20 protein-coding genes are annotated in these 21238 nt (G+C 70.0%); 7 read left to right on the top strand and 13 right to left on the bottom strand.

Annotated features, from left to right (window positions below):
• Positions 1–95 precede the first annotated feature (95 nt).
• From IFU11_RS09915 to IFU11_RS09895, 5 genes are all read right to left on the bottom strand, one after another.
• Complete coding sequence (locus tag IFU11_RS09915) at positions 96–1529, bottom strand: DUF6421 family protein (protein ID WP_192018826.1); 1434 nt, start codon at positions 1527–1529, stop codon at positions 96–98.
• Positions 1530–1689: 160 nt separating this feature from the next.
• The gene (locus tag IFU11_RS09910; protein ID WP_192018825.1) at positions 1690–2553 is read right to left on the bottom strand and encodes an ABC transporter permease; all 864 of its coding nucleotides are present in this window, start codon (positions 2551–2553) and stop codon (positions 1690–1692) included.
• A gap of 45 nt (positions 2554–2598) precedes the next feature.
• Positions 2599–3660 (bottom strand): aliphatic sulfonate ABC transporter substrate-binding protein, encoded by a 1062-nt coding sequence (locus IFU11_RS09905; RefSeq protein WP_192018824.1) that lies wholly within the window; start codon positions 3658–3660, stop codon positions 2599–2601.
• 54 nt (positions 3661–3714) lie between these two features.
• The gene (locus IFU11_RS09900; protein ID WP_192018823.1) at positions 3715–4623 is read right to left on the bottom strand and encodes an ABC transporter ATP-binding protein; all 909 of its coding nucleotides are present in this window, start codon (positions 4621–4623) and stop codon (positions 3715–3717) included.
• Positions 4624–4754: 131 nt separating this feature from the next.
• Positions 4755–5336, bottom strand: a complete 582-nt coding sequence (locus IFU11_RS09895) for a TetR/AcrR family transcriptional regulator (protein WP_192018822.1) — start codon at positions 5334–5336, stop codon at positions 4755–4757.
• Positions 5337–5468: 132 nt separating this feature from the next.
• Between IFU11_RS09895 and IFU11_RS09890 the strand changes: the two genes are divergently transcribed.
• Positions 5469–5855, top strand: a complete 387-nt coding sequence (locus IFU11_RS09890) for a DUF1304 domain-containing protein (protein ID WP_079003829.1) — start codon at positions 5469–5471, stop codon at positions 5853–5855.
• A gap of 91 nt (positions 5856–5946) precedes the next feature.
• Positions 5947–6960: an NADP-dependent oxidoreductase gene (locus tag IFU11_RS09885; protein WP_192018821.1), complete on the top strand. Its 1014-nt coding sequence runs from the start codon at positions 5947–5949 to the stop codon at positions 6958–6960.
• A gap of 79 nt (positions 6961–7039) precedes the next feature.
• Here IFU11_RS09885 and IFU11_RS09880 read toward each other — a convergent pair whose 3' ends face one another.
• Positions 7040–8137: a Glu/Leu/Phe/Val dehydrogenase family protein gene (locus IFU11_RS09880; RefSeq protein WP_244631729.1), complete on the bottom strand. Its 1098-nt coding sequence runs from the start codon at positions 8135–8137 to the stop codon at positions 7040–7042.
• Positions 8138–8301: 164 nt separating this feature from the next.
• Here IFU11_RS09880 and IFU11_RS09875 point away from each other — a divergent pair, with 164 nt between their 5' ends.
• From IFU11_RS09875 to IFU11_RS09865, 3 genes are all read left to right on the top strand, one after another.
• Positions 8302–9222 carry an AEC family transporter gene (locus tag IFU11_RS09875; RefSeq protein WP_192018820.1) on the top strand — a complete coding sequence of 307 codons (921 nt, stop codon included), beginning with the start codon at positions 8302–8304 and terminating at the stop codon, positions 9220–9222.
• A 160-nt stretch (positions 9223–9382) separates the two neighbouring features.
• The gene (locus IFU11_RS09870) at positions 9383–10975 is read left to right on the top strand and encodes an amino acid permease (RefSeq protein WP_192018819.1); all 1593 of its coding nucleotides are present in this window, start codon (positions 9383–9385) and stop codon (positions 10973–10975) included.
• Positions 10976–11134: 159 nt separating this feature from the next.
• Positions 11135–12715, top strand: a complete 1581-nt coding sequence (locus tag IFU11_RS09865) for a DUF4832 domain-containing protein (RefSeq protein WP_192018818.1) — start codon at positions 11135–11137, stop codon at positions 12713–12715.
• A gap of 26 nt (positions 12716–12741) precedes the next feature.
• Here the strand turns inward: IFU11_RS09865 and IFU11_RS09860 are convergent, their stop codons facing one another.
• Entirely contained in the window at positions 12742–13617 is an 876-nt protein-coding gene (locus IFU11_RS09860; protein ID WP_192018817.1) for an exodeoxyribonuclease III, read from the bottom strand.
• Positions 13618–13788: 171 nt separating this feature from the next.
• Between IFU11_RS09860 and IFU11_RS09855 the strand changes: the two genes are divergently transcribed.
• A complete protein-coding gene (locus IFU11_RS09855) occupies positions 13789–14487 on the top strand; it encodes a DedA family protein (RefSeq protein ID WP_192018816.1) in 699 nt (232 codons plus the stop codon).
• A gap of 93 nt (positions 14488–14580) precedes the next feature.
• Here the strand turns inward: IFU11_RS09855 and IFU11_RS09850 are convergent, their stop codons facing one another.
• The gene (locus tag IFU11_RS09850; protein WP_079704995.1) at positions 14581–15531 is read right to left on the bottom strand and encodes a LysR family transcriptional regulator; all 951 of its coding nucleotides are present in this window, start codon (positions 15529–15531) and stop codon (positions 14581–14583) included.
• A gap of 71 nt (positions 15532–15602) precedes the next feature.
• On the opposite strand from IFU11_RS09850, the gene IFU11_RS20535 reads away from it, so the two are divergent.
• A complete protein-coding gene (locus tag IFU11_RS20535; RefSeq protein ID WP_255376692.1) occupies positions 15603–15725 on the top strand; it encodes a hypothetical protein in 123 nt (40 codons plus the stop codon).
• A gap of 90 nt (positions 15726–15815) precedes the next feature.
• Here IFU11_RS20535 and IFU11_RS09845 read toward each other — a convergent pair whose 3' ends face one another.
• The 5 genes from IFU11_RS09845 to IFU11_RS09825 all read right to left on the bottom strand — a co-directional run bounded on the left by IFU11_RS09845 (position 15816) and on the right by IFU11_RS09825 (position 21121).
• A complete protein-coding gene (locus IFU11_RS09845; protein ID WP_124768611.1) occupies positions 15816–16580 on the bottom strand; it encodes a FadR/GntR family transcriptional regulator in 765 nt (254 codons plus the stop codon).
• Positions 16581–16633: 53 nt separating this feature from the next.
• On the bottom strand, positions 16634–17422 hold the full coding sequence (locus IFU11_RS09840) for a 3-oxoacyl-ACP reductase (protein ID WP_194718745.1): 789 nt from the start codon (positions 17420–17422) through the stop codon (positions 16634–16636).
• A 147-nt stretch (positions 17423–17569) separates the two neighbouring features.
• Positions 17570–18934, bottom strand: a complete 1365-nt coding sequence (locus IFU11_RS09835; protein WP_137242375.1) for an aldehyde dehydrogenase family protein — start codon at positions 18932–18934, stop codon at positions 17570–17572.
• Positions 18931–19767: a gamma-glutamyl-gamma-aminobutyrate hydrolase family protein gene (locus tag IFU11_RS09830; RefSeq protein WP_191940441.1), complete on the bottom strand. Its 837-nt coding sequence runs from the start codon at positions 19765–19767 to the stop codon at positions 18931–18933. The genes IFU11_RS09835 and IFU11_RS09830 overlap by 4 nt, the downstream gene beginning before the upstream one ends.
• Positions 19754–21121, bottom strand: a complete 1368-nt coding sequence (locus IFU11_RS09825; RefSeq protein WP_079704999.1) for a glutamine synthetase family protein — start codon at positions 21119–21121, stop codon at positions 19754–19756. Before IFU11_RS09825 ends, IFU11_RS09830 begins: the two co-directional genes overlap by 14 nt.
• Positions 21122–21238: the final 117 nt, after the last annotated feature.

Here is a 21238-nt window from a genome sequence, read left to right as displayed (position 1 = left end):
TCGAGCGACGGAGCGCGGCGGTCCGGCGTTCGAACAAGAGCCCGGAGCGGCACTCAGGAGAGTGCTGCTCCGGGCTCCTCCGCGGCACGGTCGGGTCAGGCCGCGGATCGCCCCGTGATCCCGGCGGTCGACGTGATGACGTCCGCCATCTTCTTGCCGAGCGCCTCATAGAACATCGACAGGGGGAACTCGTCGTCGAGGACCGCGTCGGTGAGCCCGCGCGGCGGTCCGCTCAGGATCTCGTCGGACAGCCCACGCGCCCACTGCGACGCGGGGTGCGGCGTCAGCGTCGTCCGGACGAGCTCGTACGCGGCGAGCCAGTGCGCGGTCTTCGGACGGTCGATCGATCGCCAGTACAGCTCGTCGATGCTCTCGCCGAGCCGCACGACCACGTCGGGCACCTCGTCCCAGTCGATCGTGAGCCTGGTGTCGGTCCAGTGCAGCACGCCGTGCTGGTGCATCCACGCGAACAGCAGCTGGCCGCCGACGCCGTCGTAGTTCCGGACGCGTGAGCCGGTGATGGCGAACCGGAAGATGCGGTCGAAGATGATCGCGTACTGGACGAGCTTCGCGTGCTCGAGGATCGCCACGTCCGCCGCGTCGAGCGTCTCGGTCTCCGCGCGGGTCGTCAGCGTGCGCTCCAGCCGGACCGATTCGCGGAACGCCGTGAGATCGCAGCGCAGCTCCTCGAGCGAGTACAGGAAGAACGGCATCCGCTGCTTGATCATGAACGGGTCGAACGGGAGGTCACCACGCATGTGCGTGCGGTCGTGGATGAGGTCCCACATGACGAAGGTCTCCTCGGCCAGCTGCTGGTCGTCCAGGAGGGACGCGGCGTCGGCCGGGAGCTCGAGCTTGGTGATCTCGGAAGCGGCTCGGACGACCCGACGGTACCGGGCCGCCTCGCGGTCCTGGAAGATCGCGCCCCAGGTGAACGCCGGGATCGCGCGCATCGCGACCGTCTCGGGGAAGAGGACCGCCGAGTTCGTGTCGTACCCCGGCGTGAAGTCGAGGAAGCGGATCGGCACGAAGAGCGCGTTCGTGTAGTCGCCGGCCTCGAGCGCGGCGATGAACTCGGGCCAGATGACCTCGACGAGCACGGCCTCGATGTGGCGGTCGGTCGAACCGTTCTGCGTGACCATCGGGAACACGACGAGGTGTCCCAGGCCGTCCACGCGGTGCCGCTCGGGGTGGAAGGCGACGAGCGAGTCGAGGAAGTCCGGGGCGCCGAAGCCGTCGCGCTCCCAGCGGTCGAAGTCGGCGACGAGGGCGTCGAGGTACTCGGCGTCGTGCGGGAAGTTCGGAGCGAGGGTGCGGACGCTCGCGACGATCGTGGCGACGTGCCCTGCCGCCGGCCCGTGGTCGCTCGCCTCGGGGATCGAGCCGTCCTTCACCTGGACGGCCTGCAGCGCGGTCGCGGCGGCCTTGAGGTCCGTCCAGGCCGGGTGCCCGACGAGTGCGGCGGCGTCTTCGACGACCTCCGGCTCTCCGACGATGCTCTTCGTGTGGGTGGTGGCGACGTTCGACATGGTGAACCTCCTTCCGCGTGCGCAGGCGTCGCCCGGGGTGGGCGACGATTCCTTCGAGCGTAGGGGCGGAGGGGGTGCGGATTTCTTGCGTCAGGAGCGACTTCGCTGCAACATTCGGCCGTTCGCGCTGGGGAACTGCACGGCCGGCGGCGGCAGGCCCCTACCCCCAGCGGCGCTTGATCCAGCGGTCGAGTACACCGACGAGCGCATCGGTGATCGCGCCGAGCAGGGCGAGCACGATGATGACGAAGAAGATGCGGTCGACCCGGCCGTTGTTCTGCGAGTCCACCAGGCGGAATCCGAGTCCCATGGACGAGGCGATGAGCTCCGCCGCCACGAGGAACAGCCACGACTGCGCCAGCGCGAGCCGGAGGCCGGAGACGACCGAGGGCGTCACGGCGGGCAGCTGCACCGTCCGGAACAACGCGACACCGTTCAGCCCGAACGCGCGGCCGGCCTCGACCAGGTGCTTGTCCACGTGGCGGAGCGCGGCGGAGACCGTCGTGTACACCGGGAAGAACGCGCCGATCGCGATGAGCGTGATCTTCGACTCCTCACCGATCTTCAGCCAGAGGATGAGCAGCGGGACCCACGCGAGCGACGGGACGGCACGGATCGCCGCGAAGGTCGTCGACAGCAGGATGTCGCCGAGGCGCGAGAGCCCCACGACCGCGCCGAGGACGAGGCCGAGGACAGCGCCGATGAGGAACCCGATGAGCACGCGCTGCACCGAGATGGCGACGTCCTGCTGCAGCCAGCCGCGCTGCGCGAGATCCACGCCGGCCGCCCAGACCTCGGCGGGTGCCGGGAGTTGCGAGGCGGGGACGAGGCCGAACGCGGTGACGAGCTGCCAGGCCCCGAGGATGACGACGGGGACGAGGAAGCCGCCGAGGACGACGACGATCCTGCGGGACCCGAGAACGGCGCGCGCGTCGCGGCCGGACTGGGTCGCCTGGGCACCCGCGGCTGCGGTGGTGCCGAGACCGGGTTGGTCGCTCACGGGAGCCTCTCGGGACGGGGTCATGGGCCCTTCGACAGGCTCAGGGACCGAGGTTGGGAAGGTGCCGGACTACTTCGCGCCGATGACGGATGGGTCCGCGTCGTCCACGAAGCTCGGGTTGAAGAGGTCGGCCAGGGCGTCGTCGACCTTGTCCTGCGACGACACGTCGCCGGACTCCACGAAGATCGGGCCGATGATCGACAGGACCTGCTCCTGCGCCTTGCCCGGGGCCGGGTCGACGTCGAGGTTCGAGCGCTCCGTGATCACCTTCGTCGCCACGGCGAGGTCGAGGCCAGCGGCGTCCGCGAGGATCTGCGCCGTCTCGTCGGGGTTCGACGCAGCCCATTCACGAGCGTGCTCATAGGCGTTCACGACGGTCTGCGCGACGTCCGGGCGCTCGTCGATGAAGGACTCGGTCGCGGCCAGGATGCCGTAGCTGTTGAAGTCGACGTTGCGGTAGATGAGCTTCGCGCCCGCCTCCTCGGCGCCGGCCATGATCGGGTCGAGACCGGCCCACGCGTCGACGGAACCGTTCTGCAGGGCAGCCCAGCCGTCGGCGTGCTGGAGGTTCTCGATCGTGACGTCCGAGGCGGACAGGCCGGCCTCCTCCAGCGCCTGCAGGAGGAAGAAGTAGGGGTCGGTGCCCTTCGTCGCGGCGACCTTCTTGCCCTTGAGCTCGGCGACGTCCGTGATCGTCGAGCCCTGGCCGACGACGATCGCCGACCACTCGGGCTGCGAGAAGACGTCGATCGCCTGGATGGCCGATCCGTTCGCCCGGTTCAGGAGTGCGGCGGACCCGGCGGTGGACCCGACGTCGATCGCGTCGGCCCGCAGTGCCTCGTTCGCCTTATTGGAGCCGGCCGACTGGACCCAGTTGACGGTGATGTCCTGGTCGTCGAGTGCGTCCTCGAGCCAGCCCTGGTCCTTGATGATGAGGGAGAGCGGGTTGTAGGTCGCGAAGTCGATGTCGAGCGTGCCGCCCTCGGTGGTGCCGGCGGTGCTGTCGCCGCCGGCCGCAGGAGCGTTCTCGCCCGCGACGCAGCCGCTGAGGAGGAGCGCTGCGGCGGCGGTCGCGGCGACGATGGCCGCGCGCCCGGCGCGGGAGGTGGTGAAGCGGCGTCGTGAGGTCATGCGTTGGTCCTTGCTGTGGATCGGTGCGGGATGACGGCGGAGGTGGTGGGTGGCTCAGTACGGGAAGTGCGGGATGGACGGCAGTCGTTGGTCGCCGCGGGCGAGACCGTGGCGGTCGATGCCGAGTCCGTCGAGGAGGCGGCCGCGCAGCTCGGCGAGTTCTGCCGACCCGCGGTCGCGCGGGCGGTTGCCGGGGACGGTCACGGTCTGCGCGATGGTCGAACCGGGCTGTCCCTCCTCGCGACCCAGGAGGATGACCCGGTCGGCGAGCTGGAGGGCCTCGTCGACGTCGTGCGTCACGAGCAGGATGGTGGTGGGGGCGGCGAGGTGGATGGCGAGCAGCAGGTCCTGCATCTTCAGCCGGGTGAGGGCGTCGAGGGCGCCGAACGGTTCGTCGAGGAGCAGGACGCCCGGCCGGCGGGCGAGGGCCCTGGCGAGTGAGGCGCGTTGCGCCATGCCGCCGGAGACCTCCCGTGGGCGGTGCTCGGCGAAGTCCGCGAGCCCGACGAGTTCGAGCAGCTCGGCGACGCGGGCACGTCCTTCGGTTGCGGGTGTCCGCTTGGGCAGACCGAGTGCGACGTTCGCCGCGATGGTGCGCCAGGGGAGCAGTCGAGGCTCCTGGAAGCCGAAGGCCGTGCGCGGGTCGATGCCGGCGACGGGTGTGCCGTCGATGAGCACGGAGCCGGCGGTCGGGTGGTCGAGACCGGCCGCGATGCGCAGCAGGGTGGACTTGCCGCAGCCGCTCGTGCCGAGGATCGCCACGACCTCGCCGGCCTCGGCGGTGATCGTGACGTCGCGCAGCACGGGCCGCGGGACGTCGGTGCGTTTGCCGGCACCGCTCGCGAAGGTGCGGCCGACCCCGGCGAACGCGACCGTGGAGGCACGATCCGCCGAGCCGACGGGAACGGCGTCGCGGGTGACCGGCGAGCCCGCGGCGAGCGGGCTTGGGGCAGCGTTCGTCATGGGTCTCGGGCTCCAGGGGTGGGGTGCCCGCCATGCTACGCGAGGGCGACGGACCCCTCTCGGTCGCCGAAACAGAGCGTCACATTGGCGTCCGCCGGTGACATCCGGAGGGTTCCGGTGTTATGCGTCCGCTACCAGCTGCCGACCTGCGCGAGGGCGACGTCGAGGATGGCGACGGCCTCCTCCCGGTTGACCCGGGCGAGCAGCAGCGCGCTGACCGACAACGACGTGAGCTGCCGTGCGGCCGCGGCCAATTCGCCCGCGTCCACCTCGGGACGTGCGAGGGCCAGGGCGTCCGAGACGGCGGTGGTGAGCTCGGCCCGGTAGCCGTCGACGACCTCGCGCAGTGCGTCGTCGTGGGCCGCGAGGCCGGCCGCGCTGTTGAGGAGGAGGCAACCGCGGCGGGGGGAGTCGTCGGGCAGGGTCGCGATGACCGTCTGCACGCCGGAGAAGTAGGTGGTGAGCCCGGCTCTGCCGTCCGTCGCCAGCGCGAGGACCGCGAGGCGCGGTCGGATGACGGTGTCGAGGTAGTCCTGCACGGCGGCGTCGAACAGCCCGCGCTTGCTGTCGAAGGCGTGGTAGAGGCTCGACCGCCGCAGGCCGGTGGCCGCTTCGAGGTCGGCGAGCGAGGTCGCCTCGTACCCGCGGTCCCAGAAGACGTCGCGCGCCGCCTGGACGACGGCGACGGTGTCGAACTCCTGCGTGCGTCCCATGGGCGCCTCCTCCTCGCTCGGCATCCGTGACGGGGTTGTGGACCGAGCGTTCTACTATTATAGTAGACCCATCGGTACAGAATGTCGCTCCGTCCGGACGACTCGACGCCGATCTCCCGGAAGGCCCGTCCCATGCTCGTCGTCAGTCTCGTCCTCGTCGGCATCGCCGCCCTCCTGCACGTCTACATCTTCGTGCTCGAGTCGCTGCGCTGGACCGAGCCGGCCACCCGCAAGACCTTCGGCACCTCCGAGCTCGAGGCCGAGACCACCCGCGGGATGGCGTACAACCAGGGGTTCTACAACCTGTTCCTCGCGATCGGCACGATCGTCGGCATCGTCTTCCTCATCACCGGCTCGACCGGTATCGGCGCGGCCCTCGTCTTCGCCTCGGCCGGCTCCATGCTCCTCGCCTCGCTCGTCCTCATCACCTCGGACCGCACGAAGGCCCGCGCCGCGATCGTCCAGGGGACCACCCCGTTGCTCGGACTCATCGCGCTCGTCATCGCACTGGCCGTCTGACACCTCCGCGACGCCCCAGGCGTCACCCGTCCGCAACCCGACGACGCGCTGCGCCCGCCCACCGAATCATCGCACCAAGGAAAGGCACCACATGAACACCCCCGCGCTCAGCACCCAGATCCAGCTCGTCTCGCGACCGGTGGGCTGGCCGACCGAGTCCGACTTCCGGACCGTGTCCGTCGAACTCCCGGAGCTCGCGCCCGGCCAGCTCCGGGTCCAGAACCTCTTCCTCTCCGTCGACCCCTACATGCGCGGTCGCATGAACGACGCCCGCTCCTACGTCGCGCCGTACCAGCTCGGTGAGACGATGACCGGCGGAGCCGTCGGCCGGGTCGTCGAGTCTGCCGCCGAGGGCTTCTCCGTCGGCGACGTCGTCCTGCACCAGTTCGGCTGGCGCGACCTCGTCCAGGAGGACGCCAGCGGGTTCCGCGTCGTCCCTGAGCTCCCCGGCGTCCCGCTGTCCGCCTACCTCGGCGTCCTCGGCATGACGGCCCTCACCGCGTACGTCGGTCTGCTCGAGGTCGCCAAGTTCCGGGAGGGCGACACGGTGTTCGTCTCCGGTGCTGCAGGTGCCGTCGGCACGATGGTCGGCCAGATCGCCCGTCTCAAGGGCGCGAAGCGCGTCATCGGTTCGGCCGGATCGGCTGAGAAGGTCGCCCTGCTGACGGAGAAGTACGGCTACGACGCCGCGTTCAACTACAAGGACGGCCCCGTCACCGAGCAGCTCGCGGCCGCGGCACCCGACGGCATCGACGTGTACTTCGACAACGTCGGCGGCGAGCACCTCGAAGCGGCGATCGACGCCTTCAACGACGGCGGACGCGCAGCGCTCTGCGGCGTCATCTCGCAGATCAACGACACCGAGCGTGCCGAGGGCCCGCGCAACCTGTCGAACATCGTGACCCGCGGGCTCACCCTCACGGGCTTCACCGTCGGCAACTACACGCAGCACTTCCCGGCGTTCTCCGGTGAGATGGGTGCCTGGTTGCAGAACGGTGACGTCGTCTTCGACGAGACCGTCTACGAGGGCCTCGACCACACGCTCGACGCGTTCCTCGCGCTCATGCGCGGCGCCAACACCGGGAAGATGGTCGTCAAGCTCTGACGCGATCCCTCGACCTCGCCTGACAGTGGCGATCGACGGCCCGTCCACCCGCTCCGGGTGGACGGGCCGTTCGTCGTCGTCAGACCACTGCGAGGATCCCGCCGGCCGCATCGATGCGGGCCATCGCGAGGCGCTCGGCGGCGACGAGCGTCGTGACGCCCTCCGCTGCGGCGTCCCGGTAGATCGACTGCACGGTCCGCCCGATCGCCGACACCCGCTGTTCGATGGCCGCGGCGTCGGCGCCCGGTTCTGATGCCATGGCGAGGTAGATCACGCCGCCCGCGTTCGCGACGAAGTCCGGCGCCCACAGGATGCCGCGCTCCTCGAGGGCCACCGCGTCGGCGCGGGAGGCGAGCTGGTTGTTCGCCGCCCCGACCACGGCGCGACACCGCAGCTGCCCGATCACCCGGCCGTTCAGGGCACCGCCGACACCGCACGGCACGAAGAGGTCCGTCTCGACGAGGTGCTCGTCGCCCGGTTCGATCCAGCTGGCGCCGATCTCCTCGGCGAGGGCGCGCTTCCGTGGGTCGACGTCGGTGACGATGAGGCGAGCACCCTCGGCCGCGAGCCGCCGGGCCAGACGGCCGCCGACCTGGCCGAGCCCGGAGATCGTCGCCCGGTGGCCCGCGACGAGCGGGGTGCCGAAGACCGTCTCGAGTGTCGCGGTGATGGCCGCGTGCACGCCGGCCGCCGTCGCCTCGCTCGGTTCGCCGACACCTCCGCGGTCCGCCGGCAGCCCGCTGACGTGGTCGGTCCGCTCGGCGACGACGGCCATGTCCTCGGCGGTCGTGCCGACGTCCTCCGCGGTGCGATAGGCGCCGCCGAGCGCTTCGACCGCGTCGCCGAGGTCGAGCATCGCGGCGCGACGCTCCGCGGGGTCGAGGGTCGTGCCGACGGGCAGGTGGATGACGGACTTGCCGCCGCCGTGCGCGAGACCGGCGGCCGCGTTCTTCATCGTCATCCCCGCGGCGAGGCGGAGGGAGTCGTCGACGGCCTCGAGCCAGGACCCGTACCGCCAGAGTCGCGCGCCGCCGAGGGCCGGTCCCAGGGCGGTGGAGTGCAGGGCGACGCTGATGGTCAGCCCGGAGCGCGGTCCGCGGGTGATGGAGAGGCGTTCGTGGGGGAGGGTGGTGCTGTGCATCGCGTCGCTGGACGCGACCGGGTCGAATGACGTCATCGTCGGATCTCCTCGTGGGTGATTGGTGCGGGCTCCTGGTGGGAGCGGATCACGGGGCGTTGGTGGTGCCCGGCTCTCCTCCCCAGATTCTCCACGCCGACCGCCCGCTCCACAACCGTCGGCTCGACCGGGCCGCCGGACGGGCTGCACCTAGGCTGGACGGCATGGGTGGAGTGCTGACGGGGTTCGCGATCATCGGCACCGTCATCCTCGTCGGCTACCTCGCCGGGCGTCTCGAGGTCGGGGGCCCGACGACCGGGCATGTGCTCAACCGGGTGGCGTTCTTCGTCACCAACCCGGCGCTGCTGTTCACCGTGCTCGCCACGGCCGACCTGCACGAGGTGTTCAGCAGTTTCATCTGGGTCGCCCTCGCGAGTGCCCTGTCGGCCGCCGCACTCTTCGTGCTGCTGAACGCCGTGTGGCTGCGCAAGGACCTCTCCGTCGCGACGATCGGTGCGCTCGGCTCGGGCTACGTCAACGCCAACAACATCGGCATCCCGGTGGCGGTCTACGTCCTGGGCGAGGCCGGGTACGTCGCCCCGGTCATCCTGCTGCAGCTGCTCGTCTTCGCCCCGATCGCGCTCACCATCCTCGATGTCAGACAGCGCGGCTCCGTCTCCTTCCTCGGCATCGTGACGCAACCCTTCCGCAACCCGATGATCGTCGCGTCGATCATCGGCGTCGTGCTCAACCTGTTCGGCGTCCGGCTCCCCGAGCCCGTCATGGCTCCGTTCGAGCTCCTCGGCGGCGCAGCCGTGCCGCTCATCCTCATGGCGTTCGGGATGTCGCTACACGGCATGCGGCCGTTGCAGGCCGGCAGCGGACGTCTGGAGATCTTCGTGGCGACGACGATCAAATCGGTCGTGATGCCCGGGTTCGCCTACCTCGTCGCCCACTTCGGGTTCGGGCTGAGCGGCACACCGTTGTTCGCCTCCGTCGTCCTCGCCGCCCTCCCCGCGGCCCAGAACGTCTACAACTTCGCCAGCCGATACGAGCAGGGTGTCACGCTCGCCCGCGACACCGTCCTGCTGACGACCATCCTCTCCGTGCCGGTCCTCGTCGTCGTCGCCGCCCTGCTCGCCTGACCCCCGGAACTGGTCCGTCCGGAGCGCCTCTGTCCTCCGAAGAATGGACAGCGATGGCCGGAAATGCCGAACGTTCGCGACTACTCTTGGGCGGGCACGACTGAGATATACCACCGTCCAGTCCGGCGGAGCGCCGTCGGACCCGACCCGATGGGACGACATGACCGAAGGCACGACCCCACGACACGAACGTTCCGGAGACTGGGCCGAATCCCGCGAGACCGTCGGCGACGAGATGCTCGCCGTGCAGGACTTCTCCGGTGAGGAGGAGGGGTACCACAAGACCCTCAAGCCGCGGCAGATCCAGATGATCGCGATCGGCGGCGCGATCGGTACCGGGCTCTTCCTCGGTGCGGGCGGGCGCCTGAACAGCTCCGGCCCGGCGCTCATCCTCGTGTACGCGCTCTGCGGGTTCTTCGCGTTTCTCATCCTGCGCGCTCTGGGTGAACTCGTCCTCCACCGCCCGTCCTCGGGCTCGTTCATCTCCTACGCGCGTGAGTTCTACGGCGAGAAGATGGCGTTCGGCGCGGGGTGGCTGTACTTCCTCAACTGGGCGATGACGTCGATCGTCGACGTCACGGCGGCCGCGCTCTACGTCAAGACCTTCGGCAAGCTGTTCGGCTGGAAGGAGCTCGAGGACTTCCCGCAGTGGGTGTTCGCGCTGGTCGCCCTCGTGATCGTCCTGTCGCTCAACCTCGTGTCGGTGAAGCTGTTCGGCGAGATGGAGTTCTGGTTCGCGCTCATCAAGGTGTCGGCGCTCGTGATCTTCCTCATCGTCGGCGTCTGCTTCATCGTTTTCGGTGGCCGCACCGACATCGGCCCGGTCGGATTCTCGGTCATCGGCGACAACGGCGGGCTGTTCCCCGTCGGGGCGTTCGCGCCGATGATCGCGATCTCCGGTGTGGTGTTCGCCTACGCGGCGATCGAACTCGTCGGGACCGCCGCAGGTGAGACGGCCGAGCCGAAGAAGATCATGCCGAAGGCCGTCAACACGGTCATCTTCCGCATCGCGATCTTCTACGTCGGCTCGGTGCTGCTCCTCTCGCTCCTGCTGCCCTACACGGCCTACGAGGCCGGCGAGAGCCCGTTCGTCACCTTCTTCTCGCACATCGGGTCCGAGCAGGCTGGGGCGGTCTCGGCGTCGGTCATGAACTTCGTGGTCCTGACCGCGGCGCTGTCGAGCCTCAACGCGGGCCTCTACTCGACCGGTCGCATCCTCCGCTCGATGGCCGTCAACGGTTCGGCCCCCGCGTTCACGGGCAAGATGAGCAAGAACGGCGTCCCGTTCGGTGGGATCCTGCTCACGGCGGCCCTCACCCTGCTGGGTGTCGGCCTCAATGCGCTGGTGCCGTCGAAGGCGTTCGAGATCGTGCTCGAGATCTCGGCGATCGGCATCATCGGCGGGTGGGCGACGATCATCCTCTGCCAGATCCAGCTGCAACGCTGGGCGAAGCAGGGCAAGGTCGAGCGGCCGTCGTTCCGCCTGTTCGGGGCGCCGTTCACGTCGTATCTGACCTTGGCCTTCCTCGCCTTCGTCCTCGTGACCATGGGCTTCTCGGAGACCGGCCGCTGGGTCCTCGCCTCCCTCGTCGTCCTCATCCCGCTGCTCATCGTCGGATGGTTCGCCGCCAAGCCGCGGATCCTCGCCGCTGCGGCCGCACGAGAGGGGCACACGGGTACCTGGCCGGTGGTGGCCGAGCGTCCCGCCATCGATGCGAACAAGCGGAAGCGCGGGGGCGCACCGCGGTCATAGCGGGAGCGCGGACGCCGGCGGGTCCGTCGTTCGGGGTGAATCGCTAAGCGATAGTGATCACTTCGGGTCGGTTTCGAGCATTCCCTTGCACCTCGGGTGCCGGTTCAGCAGGATGTGGGCAACCTCTTCCGTGCACCACCGGACCCCGCTGGAGTTCCCGTGAACCGTCGTCTCCGTCTCGTCGCCGTGCTCGCCGCGTGCGGCATCGTCGTCGCCACTCCGCTGAGCGCTGCGGCGCAAGCACCTGCCGCGATCCCAGCCGACACGGTCGCCTACGAGCCGAGCGATGCGATCATCGCGAATCCCGAGCGCGGCTTCGACCACACGAACAACACCCACTACTACCCCGAGGGGACCGAGGGCGGGCCGGGGTACACGCCGCTCGACGTCGCCACCCTGGCGGCCTACCGCGAGGAGGGCATCACCGAACTCGTCCGCGTCTTCTACATGGAACGATTCGTGGCCGAGCCGACCCTCGACCCAGCCTGGCTCGCGCTCGTCCAGGCTGACTTCGACGCGGCTCGCACCGCCGGCATCTCGATCATCCCCCGCTTCGCGTACCTCGCCGGTGGCGACTTCCCGTACACGCCGCCGTATGGCGACGCACCGCTCGACATCGTGCTCACCCACATCGAGCAGCTCGCGCCGATCTTCCAGGACAACGCCGACGTCATCTCCGTCGTCCAGGCCGGCTTCGTCGGCCTCTGGGGTGAGGGCTACTACACGGACCACTTCGCCGCGGACCCGGCGAATCCCGGTGTCCTCACGGACGAGGACTGGGCGAAGCGTCGCGCGGTCGTCGAGGCGCTCCTCGAGGCGGTGCCCGCCGACCGCTCCATCCAGGTGCGGACCATGAACATGAAGCAGAACATCCTCGGGGTGCCGTCCGGGACCGCTGGGGCCATCACCGAGGCGCAGGCGTTCGACGGCAGCGCCATCTCGCGCATCGGTCACCACAACGACTGCTTCCTCGCGGCACCCGACGACTGGGACACGTACCTGTCGGACCCGATCTCGCTCGATCAGGACTACCTCGCGCAGGAGAGCGAGTGGGTGCCGGTCGGTGGTGAGACCTGCAACGTGAACCCGCCGCGGTCGGAGTGGGCGACCGCCTCGGCCGAGATGGAGCGGTACAACTTCAGCTACCTCAACTGGGACTACCTGCAGGACGTCCTGCAGTCCTGGGGCCAGGAGAACCTCGACACCACCGCGAAGCGACTCGGCTACCGCTTCGTGATGACGGAGAGCTCGGTCGTGGACGGCACGCTCTCGCTCACGGTCCGGAACGACGGCTGGGCGGCTCCGTACAACAGCCGGCCTGCCTACCTCGTGCTGTCGAACGCCGAGCGCACGGTGCGCGTCCCGTTCGGTTCGGACGCCCGCACCTGGGGTGCGGGGGAGACTGTCACACTCCAGGCGTCACTCGCCGACGTCCCGGCCGGTCGCTACGACACGGCGCTGTCGCTGCCGGCCGCGCACGAGTCGGTCGCGGCGAACCCGCTCTACGCCGTCCAGACGGCGAACGTCGGCACCTGGGACGCGGTGACCGGCGTGAACAGCCTGCAGCGTCAGGTGACCGTCGGCGCCGACGGGGTCGTCATGGCCGAACCGGTGGCCGGTGCTGCGGCCAGACTGCCCGACACGGGCGTCTCGTCGCTCGCTCCCGCGGTCCTCGGCGGTGGCGTGGTGGCACTCGGAGCCCTCGCGCTCCTGCTCGCCCGCCGGCGTCGGAACGCCTGACCGGACTCGAGTGAGGGGGCGCCGGCTCAGCCGAAGATCATCGGCGAGTCGTCGTCCTCTTCCTCGGAGAGGGTGAAGTCGAGGTCGACGACGACGGGAACGTGGTCGCTCGGACTGTCGCCCTTGCGCTCGTTGCGGTGGATCGATGCCTCGACGACGTGGTCCGCGAACGCCTGTGAGCCGTAGATGAAGTCGATCCGGAGGCCCTCGTTCCGGGGGAACCGGAGCTGCTTGTAGTCCCAGAAGGTGTAGCCCTCGGGGACGAACGGTCGGACGGTGTCCTGGAGTCCCGCGTCGACGAAGGCCGCGAGGGCGGCGCGCTCCGGCGCGGAGATGTGGGTCGAGCCAGGGCCGAAGCTCGGGTCGCCGACGTCGGAGTCGAGCGGCGCGACGTTCCAGTCGCCCATGAGTGCGAGCGGCAGCTCGGGGTTCTCGGCGAGCCAGGAGCGGGTGTCGGCTTCGAGCGCGGCGAGCCAGCGGAGCTTGTAGTCGTAGTGCGGGTCGCCGACCGCGCGGCCGTTCGGGACGTACAGGCTCCAGAGGCGGACGCCGTCGACCGTCGCGCCGATGGCTCGCGCTTCGAGCGGCAGGCCGTCGGCGTCGAAGCCGGGACCGCCCAGCGCGAGGCTCGCCGGTGGCTTGCCGAAGCCGGGCATGTCGGGGAAGCCGATCTGCACGTCCTCCATCGGAAGGCGGCTGGCGATGCCGACGCCGTTCCACTGGCTGAGCCCGTGGAGCTCCACCTGGTAGCCGGCCTTCGTGAAGGCCTCCATCGGGAACTGCTCGGGCTTGCACTTGAGCTCCTGCATGGCGAGGACGTCGACGTCCTCGCGGACGAGCCAGTCGACCACGCGGCCGACGCGGGTACGGATCGAGTTGACGTTCCAGGTGGCGATGCGCATGCCCCAACGCTATCGGTTTCCTTTCTCAGGAGACCTCCGGCGTGTCGCCCCGGGGAAGGCTCGCCACGCCGGAGAGGTCCTGAGAAACGGCCGGTTCGGTGGAACCGACGGGTGGGGGATTGAGCGGAGGTTCCCAGGGATGGCGAGCGGGTGTCGCGTAGCGTCGAGGGCATGACGACGTCCACCGCCGCCACGTTCAGCCTGTCCGCCGCCTCGACCGGAGGGGACAGTGCCCTCGGAGGGGTCGCCGACTGGGCGGTCGACCTCATGGAGACGTTGGGTGGTCCGGGAGCCGGGCTCGCCATCGCCCTCGAGAACCTCTTCCCGCCGCTGCCGAGTGAGATCATCCTGCCGCTCGCCGGATTCGCCGCCAGTCAGGGCAAGCTCGGTCTCGTCGAGGTCCTCATCTGGACGACGGCCGGTTCCGTGATCGGCGCGCTGGCCCTCTACGCGATCGGCGCCGTCCTCGGACGTGACCGCATGCGCCGCCTCGCCGAGCGGGTCCCGCTCGTCCACGTCGAGGACGTCGACCGCGTGGAGGCCTGGTTCCAGAAGCACGGCTCGAAGGCGGTGTTCTTCGGTCGGATGCTGCCGATCTTCCGGAGCCTCATCTCCGTCCCCGCCGGTGTCGAACGGATGCCGGTCCTGCGGTTCACGCTGCTCACCTTCGCGGGCAGTGCCATCTGGAACACCATCTTCGTGCTCGCCGGGTTCTTCCTCGGCGAGCAGTGGCACATCGTCGAGGAGTACGCGGGCATCCTGCAGAAGGTGGTCATCGCGGGCGTCGTGATCGCCGTCGGCGTCGCGGTCTGGAAGGGCGTGAAACGGTATCGCCGGGAGCGCAGCGGCGCCGGTCGGGCCGAGGGCTGACCGTCGCGCCGGGACCGTTCTCAGGACTCTTGCGGTGTGTCCGCGGTCGCCGCTACCGGCGCACCGACGGACTCCTGAGCGCGGTCCTGCGGCTCACACCCAGCGGGGCGTGGTGAGTTCCTCGGGCTCCGGCGCGGTGTGCGAAGCGGCGACCGACTGCGCCTCCACGCGGATCGCGTCGAGGACGGTCCGCACCGCCAGGCGTTCGGCGCGGTCGGGACGCGACAGCGCGACGATCCGTCGCGTCGCGTCGAGCCCCGCGAGCGGACGGAGGACGATGCCGCGCTCCGGCCCGCTCGCCGTGTATCGCGGGAGGAGGCCGATACCGAGGCCCGCCGCGACCATCGCCTCCGCGATGCGGTTGTCGCTCACCCGCTGCACCACTCGGAGCTCGCCGCCCGATTCGGCCTCGATGCTGCGGAGCAGGCGGTCGAGCGGATAGCCGACCGGCACGCCGATCCAGGACTCGTCCGCGAGGTCCGCCGGGGTCAGGACGGTCTGTCCGCTGAGGCGATGCCCGACCGGCAGCACGACGTCGAGCGGCTCGGAGAGCAGCTGCGTGATGCGGAGACCGCGACGGACCCAGTTGCGCTCGCCGCTGATCGCCTGCGCGATGACGATGTCGAAGTCGGCCGCCAGATCGGGGAAGTCCTCGAGGTCGGGGTCTCGGTCGCTCACGACGACCCGCAGGCCGGGTACCGCTTCGAGCGTGCGGAGCACGGCGGGGACGACCATCTGCCCGAAGGTGGGGAAGGTCGCGACCGTGACGGTGCCGATCGGACGGTTGCGGTACTCGTCCCACACACTCGTCGCCCGTTCGATCGCGACGGCGACGTCCGTGGCGCTGGCCGCGAGTGCCCGGCCGGCGTCGGTGAGGACGAGCCCGCGGCCACGTCGTTCGGTGAGCGGCAGGCCGGCCTCGCGCTCGAGGACCTTGAGTTGTTGGGAGACCGCGGACGGGGTGCGGTGCGTGGCCTCCGCGACGGCGTGCACGGTGCCGCGCTCGGCGAGTTCGCGGAGCAGGTCGAGTCGGCGGACGTCCATGTAGCGATGCTACCGAGTGATGTCAGTATTGTTCGCTTGTCCTTCACGGCCAACAGGCGTTTCATAGAACCATGACCATCTATCTCGGCATCATCGCCCTCCTCGCTGCGAGTGCAGCCGTCGGATCGGTCGTCGTCGTCAAGCGCGACGGCTACCGTGCCATCCCGGCCCGCACCTACCCGAAGTCCTTCTAGGACCTCGCACCCGCCGGCCCGACCGGCGCATCCGACCTCCTCGCGACTCGTCGCCGGGAGGTCGTTCCATGTCCGCGCCGCGACAGGCGCTCAGGCGAGGAAGCCGCGGAGGAGCGCCTCGGAGCCGGCGACGTGCTCGGCCATCGCCTGCGCCGCCTCCTCGGGGTGACCGCGCAGGATCGCCTTGACGATGCGCTCGTGCTGCTCGTCGGAGTGCGCGATGTTGACCGCCAGCAGCGGGATGCCGTTGAGGAGTTCGTTGACCCGCATGCGCGACTCGGCGACGAGCGGCAGCAGGCTGGGGGCACCCACGAGCTCGGCGATGAGCAGGTGGAGGCGGGAGTCGTGGCGGCGGTAGTCGGCGGGCGCCGCGTCCCGGCAGTCTCCGAGTGCCTGCCAGAGTCGTTCGCGGTCGGCGCCGGACAGCTTGCACTGCGCCGCTTCGCGCGCCGCACCGACCTCGAGGATGCTGCGGAGCGTGAGCGTGTCCTCGATCTCCGCCGCCGAGATCGTGACCCTGCCGACCTCGGGGGAGTCGGCCGCGTTGATCGCTTCGTCGTCGGGCAGCTCGTCCATGACGAACGTCCCGCCGTAGCGCCCGCGCCGCGAGGTCAGGTAACCGGCCTCGGTGAGCGCGGCGATCGCATCCCGCACGGTGTCGCGGCTGACCCCCTGCATCGTCGCGAGTTCGCGCTCGGCCGGTAGACGGCCGCCCGGCTCGATGAGCCCGAGGCGGATTGACTGCAGGAGCCGCTGGACGGTCTCCTCGAAGGCGTTCCCGGCGCGGCCCGGACGCAGGAGGAGCTCGGCGCTGAGCACCTCGGTCGCCTCGTCGCCCTTCCGCGTCTCGCTCATCGGATCAGTCTATTTCCCCGGGGTCGCGTCCCCCGCCCGGGCATGTCGTCAGCTCATTCCGGTGTCACGTAGGCGGAGGAGATGCCGCCGTCGACGAGGAACGTCGACCCGGTGATGAAGGACGAGTCGTCGCTCGCGAGGAAGGCGACGGAGGCGGCCAACTCCTCGGGCTCCGCGAACCGACCGAGGGGGATGTGCACGAGTCGCCGCTGCGCGCGCACCGGGTCCTTCGCGAAGAGCTCCTGCAGCAGCGCGGTGTTGACGGGACCCGGGCACAGGGCGTTGACACGGATGCCCTGCCGCGCGAACTGCACGCCGAGCTCGCGGCTCATCGCGAGCACCCCGCCCTTGGACGCCGTGTACGAGATCTGCGAGGTGGCCGAACCGAGGACGGCGACGAACGACGCCGTGTTGATGATCGAGCCCTTCCCCTGCCGCACCATGTGGCGGATGGCGGCGCGCGAGCACAGGTAGACCGACTTGAGGTTCACGTCCTGCACGCGCTCCCAGGCCGGGAGCTCGGTCGTCTCGATCGAGTCGTCGTCGGGTGGGGAGATGCCGGCGTTGTTGAAGGCGATGTCGACCGAGCCGTAGGTCTCGGCCGCCGTGTCGAACAGGTGGTCGACCTGCGCCTGGTCGGTCACGTCGACCTGGACGAAGAGCCCACCGACGAGCTCGGCCGCCGCCTGGCCGGTCGTGGGGTCGAGGTCGCCGATGACGACGGTCGCGCCCTCCGCGGCGAAGCGCTTCGCGGTGGCGAGGCCGATGCCGCTCGCGCCGCCGGTGATCACGGCGACCTTCCCGGCGAGTCGCTGGGTGAGGTCGATGGGGGTGATGGTCATGTGGTGCTCTTTCTCTCTGCCCCGCCCTTCGACAAGCTCAGGGACCGGGGTGGTGCTCAGGGACCGGGGTGTTGCTCAGGGACCGGGGTGGTGCTCACGGACCGGGGTGGTGCTCGGGTACCGGGGTGGTGCGGCCCTTCGACAAGCTCAGGGACCGGGGTCGACGGCGAGGAAGACGTTCTTCGTCTCGGTGAAGGCGAGCGGGGCGTCGGGACCGAGCTCGCGCCCGAGACCCGACTGCTTGAACCCGCCGAAGGGGGTGGAGTAGCGGACGGAGGAATGGGAGTTGACCGACAGGTTGCCCGACTCCACTGCTCGAGCTGCCCGCATCGCACGGCCGATGTCGCGGGTCCAGATCGAGCCGGAGAGGCCGTACTCCGTGTCGTTCGCGAGGGTGAGGGCGTCGGCCTCGTCCTCGAAGGGCAGCACGGCGACGACGGGACCGAAGATCTCCTCTCGGACGGTGCGATCGTCGCGACCGGGCGTCAGCACGGTCGGCGCGAACCAGTACCCCGGGCCGTCCGGGGCGCTCCCGGTGAAGGCGACCGGCGCGCCCTCGGGCACGTACGAGCGCACGGCGGCCAGATGCGGAGCGGAGACGAGCGGCCCCATCTCGGTGGCCTCGTCGTTCGGATCGCCGACGACCACACCCTGCACGGCCGGCTCCAACAGCTCCATGAACCGCTCGTACACGCTCCGCTGCACGAGGATCCGGCTCCGGGCGCAGCAGTCCTGGCCAGCGTTCTCGAAGACGCCGTAGGGGGCGGCGGCGGCCGCGCGTTCGAGGTCGGCGTCTGCGAACACGATGTTGGCGCTCTTGCCGCCGAGTTCGAGGGTGACCCGCTTCACCTGCTCGGCTGCGCCGGCCATGATGCGCTTGCCGACGGCGGTCGACCCGGTGAAGACGACCTTCCGGACGGTCTCGTTCGTGACGAAGCGCTCGCCGACGACCGATCCGCGGCCCGGCAACACCTGGAACAGGCCCTCGGGCAGGCCGGATTCGAGGGCGAGTTCCCCGAGGCGGATGCTCGTCAGCGGCGTCCACTCCGCGGGCTTCAGGACCACGGCGTTCCCCGCCGCGAGCGCCGGCGCGAACCCCCAGGCGGCGATCGTCATCGGGAAGTTCCACGGGGTGATGATGCCGACGACGCCGAGCGGTTCGTGGAAGGTGAGGTCGATGCCGCCCGCGACGGGGATCTGCTGACCGAAGAGCCGTTCGGGTGACGCCGAGTAGTACTCGAGCACGTCGCGGACGTGACCGGCCTCCCACCGCGCCTGGGTGATGGGGTGGCCCGAATTGACGACCTCGAGGCTCGCGAGGTGCTCGCGGTCGGCGTCGACCGATGCGGCGAAGCGGCGGAGCGCCTGGGCGCGGTCGGCGGGGCTGACGGCCGCCCAGGACCGCTGGGCGACGGCGGCGCGGGCGATGGCGGCGTCCGTCTCGGCGAGGTCGAGGTGCTCGACGGTCGTGACGACGTGTTCGTTCGCCGGATTGAGGATCGTGTAGCTCACGGTGTGGTGCTCCTGCTCTCGGTGCCGGGTGTGGTGCTGGTGCTGCGTCCTGCGGTGGTCCCGGCGTCGCGGTGTCGACGCGCGGCGTCCACGAGCCCGGCGAAGAGACGCCGGTCGGCCGTCTCCTCCTCGGGGTGCCACTGCACGGCGAGACCGAAGGGGACCGTCGGCAGCTCGACCGCCTCGATGACGCCCTCCTCGGTGCGAGCGGTGACGACGAGCCCGTCGGCGACGCGGTCGATCGACTGGTGGTGGTAGACGTGCACGTCGAGCTCGTCGTCGTCCTGCCGGAGCAGCGCGGCCAGTCGCGAGTCGGCGTCGATCGCGACGGTCTTCGGCCCGAAGACGCCCTCGCCGGGCTGGAAGGAGTCGTCGCCGACGAGGTCGGGGAGGTGCTGGACGAGCGTCCCGCCGAGCGCGACGTTCAGCAGTTGCGCGCCACGGCAGATGCCGAGGAACGGCAGCTCGGCGTCGATCGCCGCCGTGAGCAGCGCCTCCTCCCAGGCGTCCCGGTCGGTCCGTGGCCGACCCGTGCGCGGGTGGGCGACCTGACCGTACAGGCCGGGGTCGACGTCGGCGCCACCCGAGACGATGAGGCCGTCGAGGCGGGCCAGCACGGATGCGGCCACGGCACGGGTGACGGGCTGGGGTGGGAGGAGGACCGCGATCCCACCCGCATCCGTCACGGCGTCGAGGTACACCTTGGGGAGGAAGGACGCCGGGACGTCCCACACCCCGGTCTGGGCCTGTTCGAGGTAGGTCGTGATGCCGATGAGTGGAGCGCTCGAGACGGGCGGGTCGGTCGCTGGGACGTTCGGGTCAGAGGCGTTCAAAGCCGCGCACCCGCTCCCAGTCCGTCACCGCGGCGTCGAAGGCGGCGAGTTCCACCTTCGCGAAGTTCAGGTAGTGGTCGACGACCTCGTCACCGAAGGCCTCGCGGGCGATCGTCGACTGCGAGAAGAGCTCGGCCGCCTCCCGGAGCGACGTCGGGACGCGGGGCGCACCGCCCGTGTAGGCGTTGCCGCTGGTCGGGTCCTCGAGCTCCAGTTCGTTCTCGATGCCGTGCAGTCCGGCGGCGATGAGCGCGGCGACGGCGAGGTACTGGTTGACGTCGCCGCCCGGCACCCGGTTCTCGACGCGCATGCCGAGCCCCCGGCCGACGACCCGGAGTGAACAGGTGCGGTTGTCGTGTCCCCAGGCGACGGCCGTCGGGGCGAAGCTGCCGTCGACGTAGCGCTTGTAGGAGTTGATGTTCGGGGCGAAGAACATCGTCAGCTCGCGCATCGCGGCGAGCTGCCCGGCCAGGAAGTGCCGGAAGAGCTTCGACATGCCGTCGGGCGCGTCGGGGTCCGCGAACACGGCCGAACCGTCCTCGCCGCGAAGGCTGATGTGGATGTGGCAGCTGTTGCCCTCGCGCTCGTCGAACTTCGCCATGAAGGTGAGGCTCTTGCCGTGGGCGTCGGCGATCTCCTTCGCCCCGTTCTTGTAGATCGAGTGGTTGTCGCAGGTGACGAGGGCGTGGTCGTAGCGGAACGCGATCTCCTGCTGCCCGAGGTTGCATTCGCCCTTGACGCCCTCGCAGTACATACCGGCGCCGTCCATGGCGTTGCGGATGTCGCGCAGCAGAGGCTCCATGCGGGTCGAGGCGAGGATCGCGTAGTCGATGTTGTAGTCGGTGGCGGGGGTCAGCTTCGTGTAGTCCTTCGCCCAGGCCTCCCGGAAGGTGTCGTCGAAGACGAGGAACTCGAGCTCCGTGCCGACGAACGGGACGAGGCCGCGTTCGGCGAGCCGCTCGAGCTGGGCGATGAGGATCTGGCGGGGCGAAGCGACCACCGGGGCGTCGTCGAGCCACTGGAGGTCGGCGGTGACGAGGGCCGTGCCCGGCAGCCAGGGCACGCGGCGGAGCGTGGAGAAGTCGGGGATCATCGCCATGTCGCCGTAGCCGCGCTCCCAACTCGACATCGCGTAGCCGTCGACCGTGTTCATCTCGACGTCGACCGCGAGCAGGTAGTTGCAGCACTCCGCCCCGTGCTCGGCGACGTCCTCGACGAAGAGGCGGGCCGAGACGCGCTTGCCGACGAGTCGGCCCTGCATGTCGGTGAACGCGAGGATCACGGTGTCGATCTCGCGCGCGGCGACGGCCGTCGTGAGCTCCTCGAGCGTCAGGTTTCCTGAGCGTGGGTGCATGGCAGCTCCTCGTTGATCCGGGGGACCCGTCGTCGGCGTTCTGCCTCGATGGAGAACTGAAAGGTCGCGAACCCGACCATTACATCACAGCACCTCCAGCGGATCGAAGCATTTCCG

The organism is Plantibacter sp. CFBP 8804, from assembly GCF_014841225.1.
Lineage (GTDB): Bacteria > Actinomycetota > Actinomycetes > Actinomycetales > Microbacteriaceae > Plantibacter > Plantibacter auratus.
This window is presented reverse-complemented; position numbering and strand designations above follow the sequence as displayed.